Origin of the sequence: Bradyrhizobium lablabi (assembly GCF_018131005.1) — a bacterium.
Lineage (GTDB): Bacteria > Pseudomonadota > Alphaproteobacteria > Rhizobiales > Xanthobacteraceae > Bradyrhizobium > Bradyrhizobium lablabi_D.
This window is the reverse complement of record NZ_JAFCJK010000012.1, coordinates 1-20,769: the sequence shown is the minus strand read 5'-3', so window position 1 is coordinate 20,769 and position 20,769 is coordinate 1. Positions and strand designations below refer to the sequence as shown.

Here is a 20,769-nt window from a genome sequence, read left to right as displayed (position 1 = left end):
GCGGGACCCTGAATGCACGGACTTTTCAAGTGGAGCAGCAAATGGTGGCCCGGCGTGATTCCGCTGGTCATCTTTTGGGGTATCGCGGCCTGGACGAGCACGGCAACGGTCGAGGGTGATCTTGCCGCGCGTTCTAATGCGGCGCTCAAGGATACTGTACTCGACAAACGTCGTATCAGCGTCGACGGTCGCGACGTGACTTTTGCGGCCAACGCGTTCTCGGAGGATGGCCGCGTCAGCGCCGTGGCATCGGTCGAGGCGGTGCCGGGCGTGCGGCTTGTCAACGACGAGACCCGCCTTGTTCCAGAGGCCAAGCCGTTCGTGTGGTCGGCGGAGCGCGATGTCGTGCGCGTGACGCTCGGTGGCAATTCGCCTTTACCGTCGAGCAGGAGCAAGCTGATGGAGGCGGCGAAGGCCAATCTCGGCGGCGTCGAGGTCGTTGACCAGATGGGGCTTGCCCGCGGCGCGCCGCTGCGCTTCGACAGCGCGACGGCGCTCCTGCTCGACCAGATCGGCAAGCTGAAGGACGGCAGGATCACGCTGACCGACACCAAGGTGAATCTCTCCGGCATGGCGCGCGAGCTCGGTGGTCGCGAAGCGATCGCGGCGGCGCTGAAGAATCTTCCGGAGGGCTATTCGGTGGCTGTCAACGACATCAGGGCTCCGCCTTACGTGTTCCAGGCCTACAAGGACCCGGTCGCGCTGACGCTGACGCTCACCGGCTACGTTCCCGACAACAACGTGCACGCCGCCGTCGTTGCCGCAGCCGGCCGCAAGTTCTTCAGCGAGAAGGTCGTCGACAATCTCAAGGCCAGCATCGGCGCGCCCTCCGGCTTTGCCGCCGCGGTGGTGCCCGCGCTCGGCGCGCTGTCGCGGCTGTCGACCGGCACGCTCGTGGTGTCCGATCGCGAGGTGAAGCTGTCGGGCGATGCGCTCCACGACGCCGCCGCCAACCAAATCCGCGGTGGGCTCGGCAGGGATTTTCCGCAAGGCTGGCAATACAAGGCCGAGATTTCGGTCAAGCCGGCGTCGGCGCCGGTGGATGCGACGGTCTGCCAGCAATTGTTCGCCGAACTGCTGTCGAAAGGCCGGATCCGCTTTGAATCGGGCAGGGCCGACATCGTCTCCGATTCGGCAGGCCTGCTCGATCGCCTGATCGAGACCGCCATGCGTTGCCCCACGGTCAACATCGAGATTGCAGGTCACACCGACGGCGACGGCGACGAAGCCGCCAACCAGACGCTGTCGGAAAAGCGCGCGCAGGCGGTGATGGATTATCTGGTCCGCGCCGGTCTGCCCGCCAGCCGCTTCCTGCCAGTCGGCTATGGCAGCACGCAGCCGCTGGCGGGCAACGACACCGAAGACGGCAAGGCGCAGAACCGCCGTATCGAATTCGTGGTGAAGTGACGATGGCCGCGCTTGCGACTTTCTTCTGGGGCTGGCTGCTGACGGCGGCGTTGCTCGGCTTCGGTATGGGCTGGATCGCCGTGGTGCATCGCGCGCAGGCCGTCTCGAAGGCGTGGATGCGGTGGCTGGCGCTGCTGGCCGCGGCGCTGGTCGCCGCCTCGTTCACCCGGATCGTTCCCGGCCGCTTCGGCTACTGGCTCGACCTGTTCCTGGTGATGTTTGCGCTTTATCTCTGTGGTTGCGCCATCGGCTCCTGGTTGCGCGACTGGGTGGTCACCCGCAGCACGCTTGCGGCCAGGGCTGCGAAATCTGCCCAAAATGATAATCTGTGAGCCGTGTTTGACGTGTCATAACGGCGTTGTGCCGCGGGGCCGCGACAAAAGCTCGCCGCGGCGTCGGGAAAATGGTTAAATTTGTGCATCCGGTGTCATGAATCATCCCTAATATCTTGAAGAAGCGCATTTTATTGTCATTCGTCGAATTCCACTTCGGCTCAAAACGCGCTAATTGGGGCAGGAAACAGCGGAGCGTCGGCGGGGTTCGCCCGGGAGCCGCCGTCGCGGGATCGCAACTCGAGGTCTAGATGCGGGAAGCAATACGCAGGGCGATCGCGTTTCTGCGCCAGAAGCAGGCCCTGCATAAGCTGGGCGTTGTCATCAGCATCGCCGTGATCGGGACCGCTTGCTATGTGCTCTACCACATGCTGCGCGGCATCGATTCCAATGAGGTGATCGAGGCGATCAAGAGCACCGAGCCGCGCCAGATCGCGCTCGCGGCGTTGTTCGTCACTGCCGGCTATTTCACCCTGACCTTCTATGACCTGTTCGCCGTGCGCACGATCGGCCACTCCCATGTGCCCTATCGCATCAACGCGCTCGCGGCCTTCACATCCTACTCGATTGGCCACAACGTCGGCGCCAGCGTCTTCACCGGCGGCGCGGTGCGCTATCGCATCTATTCGGCCTGGGGTCTGAACGCGATCGATGTCGCCAAGATCTGCTTTCTTGCCGGCCTCACATTTTGGCTCGGCAACGCCGCGGTGCTCGGTCTGGGCATCGCCTACCATCCGGAGGCCGCCGCCAGCATCGATCAACTGCCACCCTGGCTCAATCGGGGCCTGGCGTTCGCGATCATCGTCGTGCTGGTCGCCTATGTCGTCTGGGTTTGGACCCAGCCGCGGGTCGTTGGCCGTGGCCCGTGGACGGTGACGCTGCCCGGCGGGCCGCTGACCCTGCTGCAGATCATGATCGGCATCGTCGACCTCGCCTTCTGTGCGCTCGCCATGTACGTGCTGGTGCCTGACGAGCCCAATCTCGGCTTTGTGGTGGTGGCCGTCATTTTCGTGTCGGCGACCCTGCTCGGCTTCGCCAGCCATTCGCCCGGCGGCCTCGGGGTGTTCGATGCCGCGATGCTGGTCGGCCTCTGGCAGATGGACCGCGAGGATCTGCTCGGGGGCATGCTGTTGTTCCGGTTGCTCTACTATATTGTGCCCTTTGTCATATCTGTAATCTTGTTGACGTTTCGAGAGGTTATCGTCGGCGCCCGATTCAAAAGGCTGCCGCAGGCTGATTCGGGGCCGCACGCTGCGCCGCACCATGAAGCAGTTTTCGTCCGCAAGCGTGGCGACTCCAGCGTCTGACGCGGCAGCCGGATGCGTTTGAGGGTGGGGGCATCGGGACCCCAGCCTGAAGCAGCACTGGGCGAACCGACGGGTAGAAAGCCGCCGCAATGGCAATTGACGACTCGCCTTCCTATTTTTTCTCGCCTTGGACCGAGCGGCTGCGGCACGCCGCGCTGATCCTGCTGGCCGCCGCCTTGGCGCTCAGTGTGGTCGTAGCGCTTGGCGAGTTGTCGCTGATGCGCGCCTGCGCGGTGTTCACCTGCATCGCGGCCGCAGCGCTGGTGCCGTGGCGGCTGCACCATGCGGCGACCTCGCGTGAGGATGTCCGCGGCGTCAATCCGGTCGAGACCGCAGCCGTCAGCGCGGTCGTCGCCGGCATGCCAGACCCGGCTGTGCTGCTGGATCGCGCCGGCCGCGTCATTCATCTCAACGCTGCAGCGGCGCAGCTTGCGCCGGCGCTGCGCAAGAACGAGCTGGCTCAATTTGCCCTGCGGTCGCCGGAGATCATCACCGCGCTGCGTGAGGCGATCGCGACCTCCGAACCGCGCCGGGCCACCTACACCGACCACGTTCCCGTCGATCGCTGGATGGAACTGGTCATCACGCCAGTGCCGGTGCCGAGCCTGTTCGGCGGCACCGACAAATGCATGCTGATGACCTTCCACGACCTGACCCCGTTGCGGCGCGTCGAGGAAATGCGCGCCGATTTCGTTGCCAATGCGAGCCACGAGCTGCGCACGCCGCTTGCCGCGCTCTCCGGATTCATTGACACGCTGCAGGGGCCGGCGAAGGACGACACCCGGGCGCGCGAGCGCTTCCTTGGCATCATGCATACCCAGGCCACCCGCATGGCGCGGCTGATCGACGACCTGTTGTCGCTGTCGCGGGTCGAGTTGTCGGCTCACGTCCGCCCGGACACTTCGATCGACATCGTGCCAATCATCCGTCAGGTCGTCGATGGGCTCGAGGCGTTGGCGCGGGAGCGGCAGGTCGAGATCGAGCTCGACCTGCCCGGGACGCCGGTTCCGATCGCCGGCGACCGCGAGGAACTTTTGCGGTTGTTCGAAAACCTGATCGAGAACGGGCTTAAATACGGCGCCTCCGGTGGCCGCGTCATAGTGTCGCTGAGCAGGGCCAGTTCGGGCGAAGGTTCCCCGGAAATCCGGGTCATGGTTCGCGATTTCGGCCCCGGCATTGCGCCGGAACATCTGCCGCGGTTGACCGAGCGCTTTTACCGCGTGGATGTCGGCGACAGCCGGAACCAGGGTGGAACCGGCCTGGGATTATCCTTGGTGAAACATATTCTTAACCGTCATCGCGGGCGACTTCTGATCGAAAGCGTGCCCGGGAACGGCGCCACCTTTACCGCCTGTTTTCCTCAGACGAAGGCCCCGGTGCTGGCGCAAATCTGAGCGTTTTCAATCGCTTGTACCTGTCATCCAACTGTCATTTAACCTTCGTAAAACGGGCATCGACCGCTCCTAGATGGACCGGCGTGAGCGCAATCGGGCGCAATCGGCGCTTCGCTCACAAGATGGAGACCACCCATGAATTTCATCAAGACAATCGTCGCTGCCGGCCTGGTCGCCGCCTCGACGTCGGCCTTCGCTGCCGATATTACCGGCGCGGGCGCGACCTTCCCATTCCCGATCTACTCGAAATGGGCGGACGCCTATAAGAAAGACACCGGCAATGGTCTGAATTATCAATCGATCGGTTCGGGCGCCGGAATCAAGCAGATCCAGGCCAAGACCGTGACCTTTGGCGCCACCGACGCGCCGCTCAAGCACGAACAGCTCGAAAAGGATGGCCTCGTCCAGTGGCCGATGGTGATGGGCGCGATCGTTCCGGTCGTGAACATCGAGGGCGTCAAGCCGGGTGAACTCGTGCTCTCGGGCGAAGTGCTCGGCAACATCTATCTCGGCAAGATCACCAAGTGGAACGATCCGGCGATCGCCAAGCTCAATCCGAAGCTGACATTGCCGGCTGACGCGATCACCGTTGTGCGCCGTTCGGATGGATCGGGCACCACCTTCAACTTCACCGACTATCTCGCCAAGTCGAACGCCGACTGGAAGTCCAAGGTCGGCTCCGGCACCGCGGTCGAATGGCCGGTCGGCGTCGGCGCGAAGGGCAACGAGGGCGTTGCCGGCAACATCAGCCAGACCAAGAATGCGATCGGCTATGTCGAATATGCCTACGCCAAGCAGAACAAGCTGACCTACGCCGCGCTGGTCAACAAGGCCGGCAAAACCGTGCAGCCGACCATCGCCGCTTTCCAGGCGGCCGCGTCGAACGCCGATTGGTCCAAGGCTCCCGGCTACTACGTGATCCTCACCGACCAGCCCGGCGAGGCCTCCTGGCCGATCACCGCGGCGACCTTCATCCTGATGCACAAGGATGCGACCGACAAGGCGGCCTCGCAGGAAGCGATCAAGTTCTTCAAGTACGCCTTCGAGAAGGGCGACAAGATGGCTGAAGAGCTCGACTACATCCCGATGCCCGATTCGGTCGTCAAGATGATCGAGAAGACCTGGTCGGCCGAGATCAAGAGCTAAGCCAAAGCGTTTCGAACGATGCCTGCGCCGCCACGGCGGCGCGGGTCTGGCGATCGGCGCGGAACCCATATCCTCACAGGAGCCATGGATTCCAGGCCTCACGCGCGACGAGGGTGCGTCAGGAAATGGCGCCGGCAATGTCAGCGACGATCGCCTCGGGGGCATGGCGGTTTGCGTAGCTCAAACAAGAGTACAGAGGGGATTGGCGTGGCAGACATGGCTGTTCAGAGCGATGTGATGGAAGCCGCCGGACCGTATGATCGCGCCAAGGCCCTCAGCGCCTTCAAGCTCGGCGATGCCACCTTCTATTGGATCACCCGGATTTCGGCGATTTCGGTTCTTCTGATCCTCGGCGGCATCATCCTGTCGCTGATCGTCGGCGCCTGGCCGGCGATGAAGGAATATGGCTTCGCCTTCCTGTGGACCCAGCGCTGGGCGCCTTCAGCCGATCCGCCGGTGCTCGGCGCGCTCGGGCCGGTCTACGGCACGCTGATCACGTCGTTCATCGCGATGCTGATCGCCATTCCGGTCGGGATCGGCATCGCCGTCTTCCTCACCGAACTCTGCCCGCAATGGCTGCGCCGCCCGATCGGCATCGCGGTCGAACTGCTCGCCGGCATCCCCTCGATCATTTACGGCATGTGGGGTTTCTTCGTGCTGGGCCCGTTCCTCGCCAACACCTTCCAGCCGTTGATGATCAAGATCTTCGACGGCGTGCCACTGCTGGGCGCGGTGTTCGCGGGACCGCCGTCCTATCTCAGCCTGTTCAACGCCGCACTGATCCTCGCGATCATGGTGCTGCCATTCATCACCGCGATCTCGGTCGACGTCTTCAAGACCGTGCCGCCCGTGCTGAAGGAGGCCGCCTACGGCATGGGCTGCACCACCTGGGAAGTGGTGCGCAGCGTCGTGATCCCCTACACCCGCGTCGGTGTCATCGGCGGCATCATGCTGGCGCTCGGCCGTGCCCTGGGCGAGACCATGGCGGTGACCTTCATCATCGGCAACTCGTTCCGCATCTCGTCCTCGATCTTCGCGCCCGGCACCACGATCTCGGCCGCGATCGCCTCCGAATTCGCCGAAAGCGACGGTTTGCACCAGTCGGGCCTGATCCTGCTCGGCCTGCTCCTGTTCGTGCTGACCTTCTTCGTGCTCGCCGCGGCACGGCTGATGCTGCTGCGGCTGGAAAAGAAAGCGGGGAAGTGACGCCATGAATCCGATCTACAGATCCCGCCGCCGCAACGACATCATCATCCGCGTGCTCTGCTTCGGCGCGGCGGCTTTCGGCGTCACCTGGCTTGCGCTGATCCTGATGACGCTGCTCTACAACGGCCTCGCCGGCATGAGCGTACAGCTCTTCACCCAGAATACGCCGCCCCCGGGCTCGACCGAAGGCGGCCTGCTGAACGCCATTGTCGGCTCGGTCATCATGACGGTGATCGGGGTCGGGATCGGCGCGCCGCTCGGCCTGTTCGCCGGCACCTATCTCGCCGAATACGGCAAGCATGACCGGCTCACGGCGGTGATCCGCTTCATCAACGACATCCTGCTCAGCGCGCCCTCGATCATCATCGGTCTGTTCATCTACGGCGCGGTCGTGGTGCCGATGCGCGGCTTCTCGGCGATCGCCGGCTGTCTCGCGCTCGCCGTCATCGTGATCCCGGTTGTGCTCCGCACCACCGAGGACATGCTGCTGCTGGTGCCCAATCCGCTGCGCGAGGCGGCGTCCGCGCTCGGCCTGCCGCGTTCGCTGGTGATCAAGCGGATCGCCTATCGCGCCGCGCGAAGCGGCCTGATCACCGGCGTATTGCTGGCGACCGCGCGCGTCGCCGGCGAAACCGCGCCGCTCCTGTTCACCGCGCTCTCGAACCAGTTCTTCAGCCTGAGCCTGACCAGAACGATGGCGAACCTGCCGGTGACCATCAACAATTTCGTGCAAAGCCCCTACGCCTACTGGAAAGAACTGGCGTGGAGCGGCGCCTTGCTCATCACTTTCACCGTGCTTGCGTTGAATATCGGCGCGCGCATCCTTGGTGCCGAAAGGGCAGCAAAATGACCGACCTCTCCGTTTCGACGAGTACCCCGAGCCACGTTGCACATGCCCCGCTGCCGGAGGCGCCGCCGAAGGTCACGGCGCGCAACCTCAACTTCTATTATGGCGAGCACCATGCGCTGAAGAACATCAACCTGACGCTCGGCACCAACCGCGTCACGGCGTTCATCGGCCCGTCCGGCTGCGGCAAGTCGACCCTGCTGCGCATCTTCAACCGGATGTATGACCTTTATCCGGGTCAGCGCGCCGTCGGCCAGCTCATGCTGGACCAGACCAACATCCTCGATCCCAAGCTCGACCTCAACCTCCTGCGCGCGCGGGTTGGCATGGTGTTCCAGAAGCCGACGCCGTTCCCGATGACGATCTACGAGAACATCGCCTTCGGCATCCGTCTCTACGAGAAGATCTCGAAGTCCGAGATGGACGACCGCGTCGAGAAGGCGCTGCGCGGCGGCGCACTGTGGAACGAGGTCAAGGACAAGCTGAATGCGTCCGGCCTGTCGCTCTCCGGCGGCCAGCAGCAGCGTCTCTGCATCGCGCGCACCGTGGCGGTGCGGCCCGAGGTGATCCTGTTCGACGAGCCGTGCTCGGCGCTCGACCCGATTTCGACCGCCAAGGTCGAGGAACTGATCCAGGAATTGTCCGAGGATTACACGATCGCGATCGTCACCCATAACATGCAGCAGGCGGCCCGCGTCTCCGACAAGACCGCCTTCATGTATCTCGGCGAATTGATCGAGTTCGACGACACCAACAAGATATTCACCTCGCCCGGTGATCGGCGCACCCAGGACTACATCACCGGGCGGTTCGGCTAGAGCATACTCCGGAAAAGTGGAAACCACCCTTCCGAGTGAGACCATGCTGAAACGGGGACATGAGATCGTGACCCTCAGGGATCATGATTGATGGAGACAAGCGATGGCTTCTGAACATACGGCCAAGGCATTCGACAGCGATCTGCAGGAACTCACGCGCCTGGTCGCCGAGATGGGCGGCCTCGTCGAGCGCATGATCACCGAATCCGTCGACGCGCTGATCCGCCGCGACGTCGCGCTCGGCAAGCGCGTCGTCGCCTCAGACGTCGAGATCGACAACCTCCAGCGTACCATCGAGGAGCGCGCGGTGCTCACCATCGCGCGTCGCCAGCCGATGGCCATCGACCTGCGCGAGATCGTCGGCGCGATGCGGGTCGCTACCGACCTCGAGCGGATCGGCGACCTCGCCAAGAACATGGGCAAGCGCGTCGCCGCACTCGAGAGCGATTTCCAGCCGCTGAAGCTGATCCGCGGCCTCGAGCACATGACCGATCTCGTGCTGTCGCAGGTCAAGTCGGTGCTCGACGCCTATGCCGCACACGACCTGCCGGCCGCGATGAACGTCTGGAAGGGCGACGAGGAGGTCGACGCCATCTGCACCTCGCTGTTTCGTGAGTTACTTACGTACATGATGGAAGACCCGCGCAACATCTCGTTCTGTATTCACCTGATGTTCTGTGCCAAGAACATCGAGCGGATCGGCGACCACGCGACAAACATCGCGGAAACGGTATTCTACATGATCGAGGGACAGCAGATGACGGACAAGCGCCCGAAGGGCGACATGACCACGTTTGCAACGACGGTTCCGGGTAACTAGGGCATGATCCGGAAAAGTGGAAACCGGTTTTCCGATGGGATCATGCTCAAAAGCAAATGAGCGTTTTCGTTCGCGTCAGGACAACTCGCCAAAACAAAGAGAGATCTTAGACCGATGAGCGCACGCATTCTTGTAGTCGAAGACGAAGAGGCGCTGACCACTTTGTTGCGCTACAACCTAGACGCGGAAGGCTACGACGTCGAAACAGTGAGTCGCGGCGACGACGCAGACACGAGGTTGAAAGAGCGCGTTCCCGATCTCGTGGTGCTCGACTGGATGCTGCCCGGACTCTCCGGCATCGAACTGTGTCGCCGCCTGCGGGCTCGTCCCGAGACCAAGCAGCTTCCGATCATCATGCTGACGGCGCGCGGCGAGGAGAGCGAGCGGGTGCGTGGCCTTGCCACGGGCGCCGATGACTACATCGTGAAGCCGTTCTCGGTGCCCGAACTGCTGGCGCGCGTGAAGGGCCTGTTGCGGCGTGCGAGTCCCGAGCGGCTCGCGACCGTGCTGACCTATGGCGATATCGAACTCGACCGCGAAAAGCGCCGCGTGGCGCGCTCGGGCCGCCCGATCGATCTCGGCCCGACCGAGTATCGCCTGCTGGAATTCTTCCTGGAGCATCCCGGCCGCGTGTTCAGCCGCGAGCAACTGCTCGACAGCGTCTGGGGCCGCGACATCTACATCGATGAGCGCACCGTCGACGTGCATATCGGCCGCCTGCGCAAGCTGCTCAATCCTGGCCGCGAGCAGGATCCGATCCGCACCGTGCGCGGTGCCGGCTATGCGCTCGACGATCGTTTTGCCAAGGCCGAGCCGACGTAGGGCGCGCGGCCGGAGAAGATACGTCGGGGCAATTCATCGCGCCACCAAGCGCAGCAATCGACTGCTTCGCCGCTTACGCTCCTCGGAATGGCGATAGGGATCTGTGCGGTCCCGGCTTTCGCCGGGACAACGCCGTCGATGCAGCCGGATTTAGTTGCCCTATTTACTTGCCCTGGGCCGGCTTTGCCGACGGACGGCGGCGATCGGCCGCCGGCTGGTAGGCAATGCGTGAGTGATGCGCGCAGTAGGGCAGGCCGCTGAGCGCCTTGCCGCCGCAGAAGAAGAATTCCGGACTCGATGGATCGCCGACCGGCCAGTGGCAGGTGGCCTCGTTGAGTTCGAGCAGTGACAGCCGCTGGCTCATCGGCACGACATTGTCAAAAGCGATCGGATCCGGCTCGAGCTCGACCTCAAAGGCGTGCGCAAGCGCCGTATTGCCGCGCGAGATTGGGCGCGCCACCCGCATCATGTGCTGGGCGGGGCGGGGCTTGCGCTGCCGCGGCGCAGCCGCCGCCGGGGCCTTGGCGCGGCCGGACAGCCCGAGCCGGTGCACCTTGCCGATCACGGCGTTGCGCGTCACATTGCCGAGTTCCGCCGCGATCTGGCTGGCCGACAGGCCGGCCTCCCAGAGCTTCTTCAGTTGCTCGACGCGATCGTCGGACCAGGTCAATACCGTCATCGCATTCATCCCTTCGCGTTGCACCGGCCGGTCATCGGGGCGGCACCGCAATCTCCAAAATCCCTGCGGTCAGAATCCCTTAGCCCTCGCCGGGCGCAGCAATGCGCCCGAACGTTTACGCTTAACCAAAGGCTACTTAGAGGGTTTAGTACCGCCGCACGAGATGTCGTACCCGACAGCCCAAAGGCTACAATATGGCGTGACTCGGGCGCAAGAGTCCGGAGCTGCGCGTCCACATGTTCCCACACTTATGCATTGTAATTAAGGGTTTTCCACCGCTCCGCCACGGATTGCGTGTGCTCTGCCATCGGACGATGGCTGCTCCGTGGCGATTGACACTTACCGGCCGCGGCATAGAATGTTGCGTACGTGCCGCCCGAAAAGGCGGCACGTTTTGTTTTCCGAAGCTGGCCGTTGCCGCGCCTGCGTCAATGCATACGGCAATCGCCGGCCGCAAACCGTCAGTGATTGCCATGACCAACAGCGCCACGTCGCATCTGCTTCCTGTCTTTGCCAGGGTTGATCTCGGTTTCGAGCGCGGTGAGGGCGCCTGGCTGATATCGACCAACGGCGAACGCTATCTCGATTTCACGTCGGGCGTCGCCGTGAACGCGCTCGGGCATGCACATCCGCATCTGGTCAAGGCGATCCAGGACCAGGCGACAAAGCTCTGGCACATGTCGAACCTGTTCAAGAGCCCGGACGGCGAAGCGCTTGCCGCGCGACTGTGCGAGCAGAGCTTTGCCGACTTCGTCTTCTTCTGCAATTCCGGCGCGGAAGCGATGGAGGGCGTGATCAAGCTCGTCCGCCATCATCAATTCTCCAAGGGCCGCGGCGAGCGTTATCGCATCATCACCTTCGAAGGCGCCTTCCACGGCCGCACGCTGGCGACCCTCGCCGCCACCGGCTCGGCCAAATATCTCGAAGGTTTCGGCCCGCCGATGGACGGCTTCGACCAGGTGCCGCATGGCGACATCGAGGCCGTGAAGAAGGCGATCGGACCGCACACCGCCGGCATTCTGATCGAGCCGGTGCAGGGCGAGGGCGGCGTGCGCTCGGCGCCGCACTCCTTCTTCAAGGCGTTGCGCCAGCTCTGCGACGAGCACGGCCTCCTGCTCGCATTCGACGAGGTGCAGACCGGCATGGGCCGCACCGGCGACCTCTTCGCCTACAAGCGCCTCGGCGTGACGCCAGACGTCATGTCGCTCGCCAAGGCGCTCGGCGGCGGATTTCCGATCGGCGCGGTGCTCGCGACGGCGGATGCCGCGGCCGGCATGGCGCCGGGCTCGCACGGCTCGACCTTCGGCGGCAATCCGCTCGCGGTCGCGGCCGCCAATGCGGTGCTGGATGTCATGCTGAAGCCTGGCTTCTTCGAACATGTGCAGAAGATGTCGCTGCTGCTCAAGCAGAAGCTTGCCTCGGTCGTCGATCGCTATCCGTCGCTGCTGTCGGAGGTCCGCGGCGAGGGGCTCCTGATCGGCGTCAAGGCCGTGGTGCCCTCGGGCGATCTCGTCACCGCGTTGCGCGAGCAGAAGCTGCTCACCGTCGGCGCCGGCGACAACGTCGTGCGGTTCCTGGCGCCCCTGATCGTCACCGAGGCCGAGATCGACCAGTCGATCGCAAGCCTCGAGCGCGCCTGCGCCGCGCTGTCGGCAGCGCAGCCGAAGAAGGCGGCGGGGTGATGAGCAAGCCCGTCCGTCACTTTCTCGACATCAACGAACTGCCGCTCGCCGAGCTGCGCAACATGCTCTCGGCCAGCGCCGCCATGAAGGCGAAGCTGAAGGCGCATGAAAAGGGCAAGAAGCCGCTCGAGGGCAAGACGCTGGCGATGATCTTCGAGCGCCCGTCGACCCGCACGCGGGTGTCCTTCGACGTCGGCATGCGTCAGCTCGGCGGTGAATCGATCATGCTGACCGGTGCCGAGATGCAGCTCGGCCGCGGCGAGACCATTGCCGACACCGCGCGCGTGCTGTCTCGCTACGTCGATGCGATCATGATCCGCATCCTCAATCACGATGCGCTGCTCGAGCTCGCCGCGCATGCCACCGTTCCCGTGATCAACGGGCTGACCCGGCGTTCGCATCCCTGTCAGGTGATGGCCGATCTGATGACCTATGAGGAGTACCGCGGGTCGATCGAGGGCAAGACGGTCGCCTGGACCGGCGACGACAACAACGTGCTGGCCTCGTGGGCGCATGCTGCCGAGCGCTTCAAGTTCAAGCTCAACATCGCGACGCCGCCGGAACTCGCGCCGAAAAAGGCGATGCGTGACTGGATCAAGGCGACGGGAGCTCCGATCGTGCTCGGCACCGATCCCGAGGCCGCGGTGCGCGGCGCCGACTGCGTTGTCACCGACACCTGGGTATCGATGGGCGACAAGGAGGGCGAGCATCGCCACAACGTGCTGCGGCCGTATCAGGTCAATGCCAAGTTGCTGTCGCTGGCCAGGCCCGATGCGCTGTTCATGCACTGCCTGCCGGCGCATCGCGGCGAGGAGGTTACCGACGAAGTCATCGACGGCCCGCAATCGGTCGTGTTCGACGAGGCCGAAAACCGCCTGCACGCGCAGAAGGGCATTTTGGCCTGGTGCTTTGACGCGGTAGCCTAGAATCGAATCGCGGTCGTCCCGGCTTCGCGCCGCAAGGCGCGGTGGCCTTTGCAGAAGTGTTGCATTTCGCGTGTCTGCCCGCCTCTCCGCGTTCGCGGGGACGGGACAGCACCCCTTTCGTTTTTCGGTCCGAAACCCCAGATAGAGCGCCATGGTTCAACAATCCCCCGACATCAAAATCACGCCCGAAGCGCCGATCCGCGCGCCATCGGCCGTTCCGGTTGACGACGCGGTGCTCGCCTTCGAGGTCGGCGCGCTCGATTTGCGCGGACGACTGACCCGGCTCGGCCCCGCGCTCGACGAGGTCCTGCACAAGCACGATTATCCGCCGCCGGTTGGCAAGCTGCTCGGCGAAGCCATCGTGCTGACGACGCTGCTCGGCTCATCCGTGAAGTTCGATGGGCGCTTCATTTTGCAGACGCGGACTGATGGCCCGGTCTCGCTCTTGATCGTCGACTTCCAGGCGCCCGACCGGTTGCGCGCCTACGCGCGCTACGACGCGGCGCGCCTCAGGGAGGGCCAGACCTCGGGCGAACTGCTCGGCAAGGGTCATCTCGCCATGACCATCGATCAGGGTTCTGACATGAGCCGCTATCAGGGACTGGTCGCGCTCGACGGCGGGGGCCTCGAAGAGGCCGCCCACGAATATTTCCTGCGCTCGGAGCAAATCCCGACCCGCGTGCGCCTTGCCGTCGGCGAGGAGATGCGCGTCGGCGAGGGCGGCAAGCATCACTGGCGCGCCGGGGGCATCCTGCTGCAGTTTCTGCCGAAGGCGCCGGAGCGCGCCAAGCAGGCCGATCTGCATCCCGGCGACGCGCCGGAGGGCACGGTCGCGCATAGTGTGCCTGACGACGATGCCTGGGTCGAAGGACAGTCGCTGATCTCGACCGTCGAGGATGTCGAATTGATCGATCCTGACCTCTCCGGCGAGCGGCTATTGTACCGCCTGTTTCACGAGCGCGGCGTGCGCGTCTTCAGCCCGCAATCGCTGCGGGCGCAGTGCTCCTGCTCCCGCGACGCGGTCTCCGCGATGCTGAAGAGCTTTGCGCCGAAGGACCGCGTCGACATGGTCAAGGACGGCAAGGTCGTCGTGACCTGCGAGTTCTGCTCATCGGTCTACGAGTTCACGCCGAGGGAAGCCGGCGTGGAGTAGAGAGCGCGCCTCCGTCGCCGGCAACCGCTGCTGAATCAGTCGAAAAATGACCTGGACCGGATATTTTACGCGAGAGCTCACTCAGCCAGAAAGTCGCTGACGGGGCCGAATTGTCGCACCCTATGTGCGTGAGGTTGTCATTTCTACAGAAGGTTGAGGATGCCATCATTGGGCGGCCGAGATCCATTCGCGTTCGCGTTGGGATCGTTCGTGCTCATATTGCAAACGGAGGGTACTATGGAAAGCGCATGCAGGTATGCCATAGCCTTGATCATCTTTGCATTTGCCCCGTCTGTTTTCGCCGCCGAACTCCCAAAGGAAGGCAACTTCGACTACACTGCATGCTGGTCGGGCACGAGTAGCACCATCTCGTTTTCCAAGACTCACACCGCGCGAAGCTATGAGCACACGGGCTCTATTCGCAGCAATCCTCCGGGCGGGATTTTCGACAAGGATACATTCCGGTGCGTAGGGATGAATGCCTCTCTTGGCGGGAAGAATACCGGCACCACCGTCTGTGAGTCTATTGACCGGGACGGCGATAAGCGACTTTCGTACTTCTCAACTGCAGAGGGAAAGGTAACCAGAGAGTCAGTTGCGGGAACCGGGAAGTACGACGGCATGGTCGTGAGCGCCACGGTACAACCATTGGGACCTTTCCCAGTCATCAAAGAGGGAACGTTTCAAGACTGCAATCACCAGACTGGTACCTATAAATTGAAGTGATGCTTACCTTATGCGCGAGGGCCGCCTTCGAGCGGCCCTTTTCGTTGCGAGAAGTCGGCTTGTGGGCCTGCCAGGATCTGACAGGCTTCGCTGACAATGTCCGTTGTTGAGGGCAAAGCCGACCTCCCGGTTGAGCATCCGGACTTCTCACTTGACCCATAGCGGTCGTAGAGCCCTGCCGCTGCTCAGACCGCTCGAACTTGGGCAAGCCGCTTGATTGCGTATGCGTCGTCCCAGCAGACGGCGGCCTCCCATGCGGCCGATGCTTGCGCGGCGATGTCATGCGCGCCGCCATCGAGACCGGCGGCGTTGTGGGGCAGCACCAGGTCGAGATCGGGGACGTCAACATGCGATTCGTCCCAGTCGATCAGCGCGACCCGATCTGCGGTCATGCGGATGTTGCGCGGGTTGGGGTCGCCGTGGACGACGCAGGTCTGACGTCCGACAAGCCGCGCCCACGCGGCTCGGCATCGAGCAACGCCCTCTGGCGGCATTGCGCCGAGGTCGATCTTCGTCCCGGTCTCGGTGTGCAGGAGGTCGGTCGACGATCGCCAGCCCGGACGCTGCGGCCACCCCACCGTCAACCGATGCAGCCGGCGGAGCATGTCGGCCACGCGACGCCAGTCGGCCTCCGTCTCTGGCGGGCCGCCCTCCACGTATGTCATCACCACCAGACCGTCCGCGAACAGCCGGCCGTCTGTCGTCGGGATCGGCACCGGCACGGTCAGACCTTCACGGTCGAGGTGTTGGAGGAGCTCGGTCTCCCAGGCGAGATCAGCGTCGCTCCTCGCACCGAGACGACCGACCGCGAGGTGTCCTTGAATGCGCACGCTCCACACGTCGTTGGCGACCCCGCCGGCGAGTGGTTCGATGCGAGCTACGTCTTCACCCCACTGCCCGAGTGCCTCCCATCCCATCGGCGATATCAAGGGCACTCCTCGTGGCTGACAAAAGACATTTAGGCGAATGTCACTAATTGGCGCTTGAATGTCACCTATTGGCCCCAAACAACCCTTGGAGATGTCCTGCTATTCCGCCGCTGTCAGAGGATAAGGTGACATCCGGCGAACGGGCCAAAACTGACGCGATTGCCCCAAGCTGACCTCACTACCGATTGCAGATCGTGCAGCCGCGGAGGTCGACTGGTATAAGCTGTGACCGATGGGCCGCAAACTCATGCAGCGACTGCCGCCCAGGTTATAGCGCCTCCTTGTCAGGAGATGTGTCCATGACCACGCTCACAACGCCCGACGAGCGGGCGCGGGACACCGAGCAGAAGTTGACCGACGACGAGCGGTTCTCGCTCATCATCAGCCTCCTCGGTCCGGCTTCCATCGTCCCGCGCGATCCGCGCATCCCCGCGGATGTAAAGAACGTAAGCGCGGGCTATACATCCGGCATCCCTCGGTTGGGTATCCCGGCACTCCAGTCGAGCGACGCCAGCATGGGCGTCACCAATCCCGGTTACCGGCCCGATGACAAGGGTGCCACGGCCTTCCCTGCGTCCATCCTCGTCGGTTCGAGTTTCAATCCGCAGCTCGCACGCAAGGGTGGCGTGGCAATCGCGCGTGAAGCGCGCATACGCGGCTTCAACATCATGCTGGCGGGCGGAATGAATCTCGCTCGCGATGTGCGTAACGGTCGCAACTACGAATATTATTCCGAGGATCCGTGGGTGAGCGCAGTGATGGGCGCGGAGGCTGTCAACGGCATCCAGAGTCAGAGCGTCATCTCGACGCTCAAGCACTACACGCTCAACTGCAACGAGACCAACCGCCATTGGCTGGACGCGATCATCGATCCGGCGGCACATCGCGAATCCGACCTGCTCGCCTTCCAGATCGCCATCGAACGGTCGCAGCCCGGCTCGATCATGAGCGGTTACAACAAGATCAACGGCGTCTATGCCAGTGGTGATCCGCACCTACTCAACGACGTGCTCAAAGGCGCGTGGGGCTACAAGGGCTACGTGATGTCGGACTGGGGCGCGGTGCCGGACTGGGACTACGCGTTCAGGGGACTGGATCAGGAATCCGGCATCCAGCTGGATGTGAAGCAATGGGGCGCCGAAGCATTTACCGACAGGCTCAAGGCGGCCTACAGCGACGGCAAGTTCCCGAAGGAGCGGCTCTCGGACATGGTGCGCCGCATCCTGCGCTCGGTGTACGCCGTAGGCATCGACAAGTGGGGCCCGGCGCCTGCGGTGGATATGACGAGGCACAACGAAATCGCGCTTGAGATCGCCCGCCAGGGCATCGTGCTCCTGAAGAACGACGGCGCGCTGCCGCTCGCAACCGACAGGCCGTTGAAGATCGCCGTGATCGGCGGCTATGTGCAGCAAGGCGTGATCAGCGGCACGGGTTCCGGCGCAGTCAGCCCGGTGGGTGGCTTTGCAGGCGTCATCAAGATCGGCGGCGCGGGCATCATGGGCGGCCTCCGCAATCTTTTCCTGTTCCCGCCGTCTCCGCTCGATGCGTTGAAGAACGCCCTGCCGCAGGCGGAGATCGATTTCGACCCCGGCTACACGCCGGCAGAAGCCGCGTTGACGGCGAAGCGCTCGGACGTCGTGATCGCTTTCGGCATTCGCGTCGAGGGCGAAGGCTTCGATCTGCCGGACCTGAGCTTGCCGTGGGGGCAGGACGCGGTGATCGACGCGGTCGCGTCGGCCAATCCAAACACCATCGTCGTGCTGGAGACCGGCAATCCGGTCTCGATGCCGTGGTGCGACAAGGTGAAGGCGATTGTGCAGGCCTGGTATCCGGGGCAGGCCGGCGGCCAGGCGATTGCAGAGATCCTCGCGGGCAGGGTGAACCCGTCGGGCCGCCTGCCGATCACATTCCCGGCAAGCCTCGCGCAGACGCCGAGGCCGGAGCTTTCCGGTCTTGGCACGCCGTGGGGCACGCCAACGACCGTCCGCTATGACGAGGGCGCGGAGGTCGGCTATCGCTGGTACGCGCAGAAGAACATCAAGCCGCTCTACGCCTTCGGCCATGGATTGAGCTACACCACTTTCTCCTACAGCGACCTGAAGGTCAGCGGCGGCGAGACCGTTACGGCAACGTTCACGGTTACCAACACGGGCAAGATCGCGGGCGCGGACGTGCCGCAAGTTTACCTGACCGATGCGCCAGATAGGAAACGCATGCGCCTGCTCGGCTTCGAGCGGGTCGAGCTTGCCCCGGGCGTGTCACGCAGCATCACCATCACGGCCGAGCCGCGATTGCTCGCGCAGTTTGATGGCGTGGCGGGCCGATGGCGCATTGCTGGGGGCAGTTACCGCATTGCCCTAGGTCGTTCGACAGAAAATCTCCCGCTGAACGCCGCGGCGCAGCTGGAGCCGCGGGTGTTCGGCGAATGAGATTTGGCGACATGCGAAATGGAGTTGGCGTCCACAATGTCCGTTCCTGGCCCTACTCGGACCTGACAGGCTTGGCTGACAATGTCCGTTGTGGAGGGCAAAGCCGACTTCCCGGTTCAGCCTCCCAGACTTCTCAGTTTGACCGAATCGGACACGAGCGCCGCCGCCGTGCTAAAATTGTCTCAGCAGACTAACGAGAAAATGGCCACAACGAGGGCAAGCGCGGATCGCTTCAATGGCAACGCATCGAATCTATACAACAAGCTTCGCAAGCGTCTATCCACTCTACATAGCGAAGGCGGAGAAAAAGGGACGCACAAAGGCGGAGGTTGATCAGATAATCCACTGGTTGACTGGTTACGGTCAGAAGGAGTTGGAGACGCAGCTGGAAAAGCAAACCGACTTTGAGACCTTCTTTGCGAAGGCTCCTAAAATCAATCCTTCGCGAGCCCAGATCAAGGGCGTGGTTTGTGGCGTCCGAGTGGAGGATATCAAGGAGCGAACCATGCAGGAAATTCGCTACCTGGATAAGCTGATCGACGAGTTAGCTCGTGGAAAGGCAATGGACAAAATTCTGCGAAAGTAATGATCTCGAGCGACCGAGCCTCCGTCAACTCGGCTCGGCGTCGCTATGATGCGTCTCCTGACCTTGGGGGGTCGAACATGAGGCGGCGTGAGTTCTTAGCGCTTCTCGGCGGCGGGGCGGCGGCGTGGCCACATGCCGCCCCTGCACAACAGACCGGGCGGCAGTATCGCATTGCAATCATTGCAGCGCCGGGGTGGCAAATCTTCCTCGATGAACTTGGCCAAGCCGGATTTGTGGAAGGCCGCAATCTTGAAGTTGATACCCGCGGACTTGGCGTGGCCCCTGCTTCTTACGAGAAGGTCGCCGTTGAGCTGACCAAAGCGCGGCCGGATGTCCTGATGGTGACCGGACCCGATGCAACGCGTGCTGCGCAGAAAGCAACTCAACGCATTCCTATCGTTGCGCTTGCAGATGACTTGCTCGGCAGCAAGCTCGTCGCCTCCATGGCTCATCCCGATGGTAACACGACTGGTGTCGCCATTTTTGCATTCCAGCTCGATGTCAAGCGATTGGAGCTGTTGCATGAGGCGCTCCCCGGAGCCCGACGGATAGCCATCTTTGCCGATCACGAGCCAATACGAAATATCGACGCTCTCGAAAGTGCTGCCCGATCATTCAGCATCGAGATCGTTCCGTTTGCGGCGCGGTCTGAGGACGAAGTCATCCGGGCGATCGATGCCATGAAGGCGACACCGGTCGACGCGGTCAATGTCTTGGCGTCGCCCCATCTGGGCGGCGAATTCCGTTTTCTGATCCGCAACCGCTTCGACCTGCATCGGCTGCCCGCCATTCTGCAATGGCCTGAAGAGGCCGAGGCCGGCGGCTTGATTGCATATGGTCCCCGTCTCAGCGTCGTTTTTCGTCAATGCGCCCGTCAGGTCGCGAATCTGTTGCGGGGTGCCAATGTCGCTGATGTGCCCGTTGAGCAGCCGACTGAGTTCGAGTTGATCGTCAATCTCAAGACTGCAAAAACGCTGGGTGTCGAAATCGCACCCACGCTGCTCTCTCGTGCCAACGCCACAATCGAGTGAGGCCGTGACTTTTGGCCCTTCGTACGCGGCCCGGCGCAGCGCAGTCAGCCGCCTGAGGCGCGAGCGGAATGGTGGATTGCGCCATCCGCCTTCGTTCGTTGAACTGCGGCGGAAGTGGCCGGCCCGACGCGCCGATAACCGTGAGTTGCCCGACGGCGCAAGCCTCCGAGCAAATAATATTTCTGTTTTTCAGAAATGCAAATCAGTGTAATGATCCGTTCGTCTCACCCGATCGAGGGGCGCTTCGCGATCGTCACGAGCGTTGGGTCGAGATGCGGTGGACGCTGATTGCGTGACTGACGAGCACGCGAGAGGCGGACGGCGAAGTCGTGTGGTTCCGACGCCCCGATGCAGGTGTCAAGTTCGCGAGCGGCAAGCTGCTCACGGATGACGGTGACAACAAAGCTGGTCTCACCGGGAAGAGTACGAAGGACACCGTAAAACCATCGCGCAGGGAAAGCCGGGTTGTTTCCGGTTACACCTGTGGTCCTACCCCCGGTGCTTTTTGTTGCACCGGGCCCATGGGTGC

At 63.2% G+C, this 20,769-nt stretch carries 19 protein-coding genes; 17 read left to right on the top strand and 2 right to left on the bottom strand.

Translation table 11 applies throughout. From position 1 onward, the window contains the following. The first annotated feature begins 12 nt into the window (after positions 1–12). The 10 genes from JQ553_RS28985 (at position 13) to phoB (ending at position 10,099) form a co-directional block, all read left to right on the top strand. On the top strand, positions 13–1,407 hold the full coding sequence (locus tag JQ553_RS28985) for an OmpA family protein (protein WP_212503476.1): 1,395 nt from the start codon (positions 13–15) through the stop codon (positions 1,405–1,407). 2 nt (positions 1,408–1,409) lie between these two features. Further along, entirely contained in the window at positions 1,410–1,739 is a 330-nt protein-coding gene (locus JQ553_RS28980) for a hypothetical protein (RefSeq protein ID WP_212503475.1), read from the top strand. A gap of 251 nt (positions 1,740–1,990) precedes the next feature. Next, entirely contained in the window at positions 1,991–3,046 is a 1,056-nt protein-coding gene (locus JQ553_RS28975; RefSeq protein ID WP_212503474.1) for a lysylphosphatidylglycerol synthase domain-containing protein, read from the top strand. 89 nt (positions 3,047–3,135) lie between these two features. Further along, entirely contained in the window at positions 3,136–4,440 is a 1,305-nt protein-coding gene (locus JQ553_RS28970) for an ATP-binding protein (RefSeq protein ID WP_212503473.1), read from the top strand. Positions 4,441–4,575: 135 nt separating this feature from the next. Then, positions 4,576–5,586 (top strand): phosphate ABC transporter substrate-binding protein PstS, encoded by a 1,011-nt coding sequence (pstS, locus tag JQ553_RS28965; RefSeq protein ID WP_212503472.1) that lies wholly within the window; start codon positions 4,576–4,578, stop codon positions 5,584–5,586. Between the two features lie 216 nt (positions 5,587–5,802). Next, a complete protein-coding gene (pstC, locus tag JQ553_RS28960; RefSeq protein ID WP_212503471.1) occupies positions 5,803–6,792 on the top strand; it encodes a phosphate ABC transporter permease subunit PstC in 990 nt (329 codons plus the stop codon). Positions 6,793–6,796: 4 nt separating this feature from the next. Further along, positions 6,797–7,642, top strand: a complete 846-nt coding sequence (pstA, locus tag JQ553_RS28955; RefSeq protein ID WP_212503470.1) for a phosphate ABC transporter permease PstA — start codon at positions 6,797–6,799, stop codon at positions 7,640–7,642. After that, positions 7,639–8,457: a phosphate ABC transporter ATP-binding protein PstB gene (pstB, locus tag JQ553_RS28950; RefSeq protein WP_212503469.1), complete on the top strand. Its 819-nt coding sequence runs from the start codon at positions 7,639–7,641 to the stop codon at positions 8,455–8,457. Before pstA ends, pstB begins: the two co-directional genes overlap by 4 nt. Positions 8,458–8,560: 103 nt before the next feature. Beyond that, entirely contained in the window at positions 8,561–9,277 is a 717-nt protein-coding gene (gene phoU / locus JQ553_RS28945; protein WP_212503468.1) for a phosphate signaling complex protein PhoU, read from the top strand. A gap of 114 nt (positions 9,278–9,391) precedes the next feature. After that, on the top strand, positions 9,392–10,099 hold the full coding sequence (gene phoB, locus JQ553_RS28940) for a phosphate regulon transcriptional regulator PhoB (protein ID WP_212503467.1): 708 nt from the start codon (positions 9,392–9,394) through the stop codon (positions 10,097–10,099). Positions 10,100–10,262: 163 nt separating this feature from the next. On the opposite strand, the gene JQ553_RS28935 is transcribed toward phoB, so the two are convergent. Next, complete coding sequence (locus tag JQ553_RS28935; protein ID WP_212503466.1) at positions 10,263–10,778, bottom strand: GcrA family cell cycle regulator; 516 nt, start codon at positions 10,776–10,778, stop codon at positions 10,263–10,265. Positions 10,779–11,251: 473 nt separating this feature from the next. On the opposite strand from JQ553_RS28935, the gene JQ553_RS28930 reads away from it, so the two are divergent. The 4 genes from JQ553_RS28930 to JQ553_RS28915 all read left to right on the top strand — a co-directional run bounded on the left by JQ553_RS28930 (position 11,252) and on the right by JQ553_RS28915 (position 15,265). Then, complete coding sequence (locus JQ553_RS28930; protein WP_212503465.1) at positions 11,252–12,460, top strand: aspartate aminotransferase family protein; 1,209 nt, start codon at positions 11,252–11,254, stop codon at positions 12,458–12,460. Next, a complete protein-coding gene (argF, locus tag JQ553_RS28925) occupies positions 12,460–13,386 on the top strand; it encodes an ornithine carbamoyltransferase (protein WP_212503464.1) in 927 nt (308 codons plus the stop codon). Before JQ553_RS28930 ends, argF begins: the two co-directional genes overlap by 1 nt. Positions 13,387–13,537: 151 nt before the next feature. After that, positions 13,538–14,539, top strand: a complete 1,002-nt coding sequence (locus JQ553_RS28920; protein ID WP_212503463.1) for an Hsp33 family molecular chaperone — start codon at positions 13,538–13,540, stop codon at positions 14,537–14,539. A gap of 159 nt (positions 14,540–14,698) precedes the next feature. Further along, on the top strand, positions 14,699–15,265 hold the full coding sequence (locus tag JQ553_RS28915) for a hypothetical protein (RefSeq protein ID WP_212503462.1): 567 nt from the start codon (positions 14,699–14,701) through the stop codon (positions 15,263–15,265). Positions 15,266–15,450: 185 nt separating this feature from the next. On the opposite strand, the gene JQ553_RS28910 is transcribed toward JQ553_RS28915, so the two are convergent. Continuing rightward, positions 15,451–16,182: a phosphotransferase enzyme family protein gene (locus JQ553_RS28910; protein WP_212503610.1), complete on the bottom strand. Its 732-nt coding sequence runs from the start codon at positions 16,180–16,182 to the stop codon at positions 15,451–15,453. 311 nt (positions 16,183–16,493) lie between these two features. Here JQ553_RS28910 and JQ553_RS28905 point away from each other — a divergent pair, with 311 nt between their 5' ends. From JQ553_RS28905 to JQ553_RS28895, 3 genes are all read left to right on the top strand, one after another. Then, complete coding sequence (locus JQ553_RS28905) at positions 16,494–18,623, top strand: beta-glucosidase (protein ID WP_212503461.1); 2,130 nt, start codon at positions 16,494–16,496, stop codon at positions 18,621–18,623. Between the two features lie 235 nt (positions 18,624–18,858). Further along, a complete protein-coding gene (locus tag JQ553_RS28900) occupies positions 18,859–19,209 on the top strand; it encodes a DUF2200 domain-containing protein (RefSeq protein ID WP_212503460.1) in 351 nt (116 codons plus the stop codon). Positions 19,210–19,286: 77 nt separating this feature from the next. Then, on the top strand, positions 19,287–20,240 hold the full coding sequence (locus tag JQ553_RS28895; RefSeq protein ID WP_212503459.1) for an ABC transporter substrate-binding protein: 954 nt from the start codon (positions 19,287–19,289) through the stop codon (positions 20,238–20,240). Positions 20,241–20,769 lie beyond the last annotated feature (529 nt).